Raw genomic sequence first — 454 nt, forward strand, 5'->3', positions numbered from 1 at the left:
GCCGAAGTCTTGCGCCCACGGCACATAAGGGCCTTCCTTGACGTAGCGCTGATACAGCGCACTCTGGTCTTCAAGGCTGCTGTTCCAGCCGGCGGCATTGCACAACACCGCAGCAAACGCCTGACTGGTGTGCGGCAGGTTATCGGCGGCGCGACTGGCCAGTGCCGTGGCGACAAAACGATAGTGATAACGCAGATCCGGTTGCGCGGCGCTGGCCTGCTGGCGCTGCACTTCCGCCGCTGAAATCAGCGGGCCGACATCCAGCTTCGTGCTCTCCAGCGTGTAATTGCCGCCGAAGGTGGCGTAATCAGGGGCCATCTCATAACCGAGGATGTCCATGCCCCACTCCCGGGCCGTCCATGCGGCGTTGTACAACGCACTGGCGCGTTTGCTCGGCCACCACGCCGACTCGGCCTTGAGCCGTTGCTCGCCATAGAGCCGGGCCTTGTGCTGC

1 pseudogene is annotated in these 454 nt (G+C 63.7%); it reads right to left on the bottom strand.

The features are described from left to right. A pseudogene (locus J5M56_RS25240) lies at window positions 1–454 on the bottom strand (hypothetical protein); the annotation flags it as partial.

Origin of the sequence: Pseudomonas sp. 51_B, from assembly GCF_017491595.1 — a bacterium.
GTDB classification, from domain to species: domain Bacteria; phylum Pseudomonadota; class Gammaproteobacteria; order Pseudomonadales; family Pseudomonadaceae; genus Aquipseudomonas; species Aquipseudomonas promysalinigenes.